This window comes from Streptomyces pathocidini (assembly GCF_001418495.1).
GTDB classification, from domain to species: Bacteria; Actinomycetota; Actinomycetes; order Streptomycetales; family Streptomycetaceae; genus Streptomyces; species Streptomyces pathocidini.
Map to the genome: position 1 here is coordinate 1 of NZ_LIQY01000198.1, position 2742 is coordinate 2742.

The window sequence follows — 2742 nt, forward strand, 5'->3', positions numbered from 1 at the left end:
GCGGGAGCGGCGCGGCGCGGGAGCGGGAGCCGGCGCGGGGATCACGACGGCGACGCCGGAGGGCTCGCGCGCGCCCGTGATCCGGGCCAGCTCGTCGTCGGCCGGGTGCACCCGAGCCGCCTGCGCGGTGATGGCCGCGTCGGCCATCAGCCGCTCCATGTCGCGCCGCTGGTGCGGCAGGACGAGCGTGACGACCCGGCCCGACTCGCCCGCGCGGGCCGTGCGGCCGCCGCGGTGCAGATAGTCCTTGTGGTCGGTCGGCGGGTCCACGTTGACGACCAGGTCGAGGTTGTCGACGTGGATGCCGCGCGCCGCGACATTGGTCGCCACCAACGCGGTGACCTGCCCGTTCTTGAACTGCTCCAGCGTGCGGTTGCGCTGCGGCTGGGACTTGCCGCCGTGCAGCCCCGCCGCCCGTACGCCCTGGGCCAGCAGCTGCTTGGTCAACCGGTCGACGGCGTGCTTGGTGTCCAGGAACATGATCACGCGCCCGTCGCGGGCCGCGATGCGGATGGCGGTCGCGCGCTTGTCGGTCTCGGCCACGTGCAGCACGTGGTGCTCCATCGTCGTGACCGCGCCCGCGGAGGGGTCCACGGAGTGGACCACCGGGTCGGTCAGGAACTCGCGCACCAGCCGGTCCACATTGCGGTCCAGCGTCGCGGAGAACAGCATCCGCTGCCCGTCCGGGTCCACCTGCTTCAGCACCGCGGTGACCTGCGGCATGAACCCCATGTCGGCCATCTGGTCGGCCTCGTCCAGCACGGTGATCGCCACCTGGTCCAGGTGGCAGTCGCCCCGGTCGATCAGGTCCCGCAGCCGCCCGGGGGTCGCTACGAGCACCTCGACGCCCGCGCGGAGCGCGCTCGCCTGCCGCCCGATCGAGAGCCCGCCGACCACCGTGGCCGACCGCAGCCGCAGCGCCTCGGCGTACGGGGTGAGAGCGTCGGTGACCTGCTGGGCCAGCTCCCTCGTGGGCACCAGGACCAGGCTCAGCGGCCGCCGCGGCTCAGCGCGCCGGCCGGCCGTGCGGGCGAGCAGGGCGAGGCCGAAGGCGAGGGTCTTGCCGGAGCCGGTGCGCCCGCGGCCCAGGATGTCGCGGCCCGCGAGGGAGTTCGGCAGGGTCGCCGCCTGGATCGGGAACGGCTCGATGACGCCCTGCTGGCCCAGGGTCTCCAACAGGGCGGCGGGCAGGCCGAGTTCACCGAAGGACGCGACCGCGGGCAGCGCCGGGGTCGTGCTCTCCGGCATGGCGAACTCGGCGGGCGGGCCGCCGGCTCCCGGGCGTTTGCCGGGGCGCTTGGCGGGACCGGGGCGCTTGGCGGCGCCTCCGGAACGGCCGGCGCCGGAGTGGGCGCCACCGGAATGGGCGCCGCCGGAGCGGGACGGACGGCGGGCAGGACGGTTACCGCGACTCAACAGGAGCCTTCCTCGGGGCGGGCAGCACGCGCCGGCGAGCGGCGAGCGCTCCCCGGCACATGGGCTGGGGCCCGCACCCCTTCAGGTGCGGGCCCCAGCTGTGTGGTGCGTACGGGCGTCAGGCCGGAACGATGTTCTCGGCCTGCGGGCCCTTCTGGCCCTGGGTGACGTCGAAGGTCACCTTCTGGCCTTCCTGGAGCTCACGGAAGCCCTGGGCCTGGATGTTCGAGTAGTGGGCGAAGACGTCGGCGCCGCCGCCGTCCTGCTCGATGAAGCCGAAGCCCTTTTCCGCGTTGAACCACTTCACGGTGCCAGTAGCCATGTCAATCTCCTTCAGGGGGCTGTGCCGGAGGTCCACACTTCGCGAATCTCCGCGTCGCCGCAATGACCCCACTCCGGAGAGACCGGCGGAAACAAAAATGCGCCTGAGTCACAAAGGATCAGACGCATAAAGTCCATGGGTACCAAAACTGCAACGCGTCTGACGCTAGCACATCGCGGGCCCGCGGCGTACGGTTCCGGGCGCGGGAGTGACGCAGGACTCCTCATCCTTCCCGGGCGGACCCCGGTGTGCCAGGCTGAGCGGACCCGGGCCCGCCCCTTCTCCCCGTTTGAGGCATCATGCGCTGCATCATCGCCGGCTACCCCTTCGATCTGACCGCGAGCGAGGTGGAGGCGGCCATGAGCGGCGTCAAGCCGGAGCCGATCACAGGAGAGTCCGTCCGCATCGGGCGCCGCGCCTACCCCGTCAAACAGGTGGGCGCGCTGGTCACCAAGCAGGACCGGCGCGACTTCAGCGCGGGCGAGGTGGTGCGCGCGATGAAGCGCCTCGGCTTCACCTGCGACCCGGCCCCGGCCCCGACCCCGCAGCCGGACCTGTACGGCCTCTGACGCCCGTACGGGCCCCTGCCCGCGCACGAGTCGCCAGCACGCGCCCGTATCGCAGCACGCACACGTATCGCCGACGCACATACGGACCGCCGACGCGCGTACGTACCGCCGGACGCGGGCACGTGCCGCCGGACGCGGGCGTGTGCGCAAACCGCCCGCAATCCCCCTCACTCCACGAACAACCCCCGCTCCGCCGCCCGTGCGTCGAAATCTTCCAGGCGCGCCTGGGCCTCCGGCAGGGCGTCGCACATCGCCTCCAGCAGGACGCGGCCCAGGAGCATCGGGGCGCAGGCCGTGTCGAAGGCGAGGCCGGTGCCGACGGCGCCGGGCAGCAGCAGGTCGCTGCGGGTGGCGACGGGCGCGAAGGCGCTGTCGGCGACCGTGACCACGGAGAGGCCGGCCTTCCGCGCGTGGTCCAGCGCCTCGACGACCTCG

3 protein-coding genes and 1 pseudogene are annotated in these 2742 nt (G+C 72.9%); 1 reads left to right on the forward strand and 3 read right to left on the reverse strand.

The annotated features are described in order from the left end of the window. Window positions 1-1416, reverse strand: a 1416-nt coding sequence (locus tag AOK16_RS11385; RefSeq protein ID WP_420865378.1) for a DEAD/DEAH box helicase, incomplete at its 3' end; no start/stop codon positions are given. A 118-nt stretch (window positions 1417-1534) separates the two neighbouring features. After that, window positions 1535-1738, reverse strand: a complete 204-nt coding sequence (locus AOK16_RS11390; RefSeq protein WP_055472139.1) for a cold-shock protein — start codon at window positions 1736-1738, stop codon at window positions 1535-1537. 299 nt (window positions 1739-2037) lie between these two features. On the opposite strand from AOK16_RS11390, the gene AOK16_RS11395 reads away from it, so the two are divergent. After that, window positions 2038-2307 (forward strand): SCO5918 family protein, encoded by a 270-nt coding sequence (locus AOK16_RS11395; RefSeq protein ID WP_055472137.1) that lies wholly within the window; start codon window positions 2038-2040, stop codon window positions 2305-2307. A gap of 167 nt (window positions 2308-2474) precedes the next feature. Here the strand turns inward: AOK16_RS11395 and AOK16_RS11400 are convergent. Then, window positions 2475-2742, reverse strand: a pseudogene (locus tag AOK16_RS11400) (MurR/RpiR family transcriptional regulator); the annotation flags it as partial.

Coding starts and splice junctions, on each gene's coding strand:
- AOK16_RS11390 (WP_055472139.1), bottom strand. CDS start 1,738: ATGGCTACTGGCACCGTGAAGTGGTTCAACGCGGAAAAGGGCTTCGGC.
- AOK16_RS11395 (WP_055472137.1), top strand. CDS start 2,038: ATGCGCTGCATCATCGCCGGCTACCCCTTCGATCTGACCGCGAGCGAG.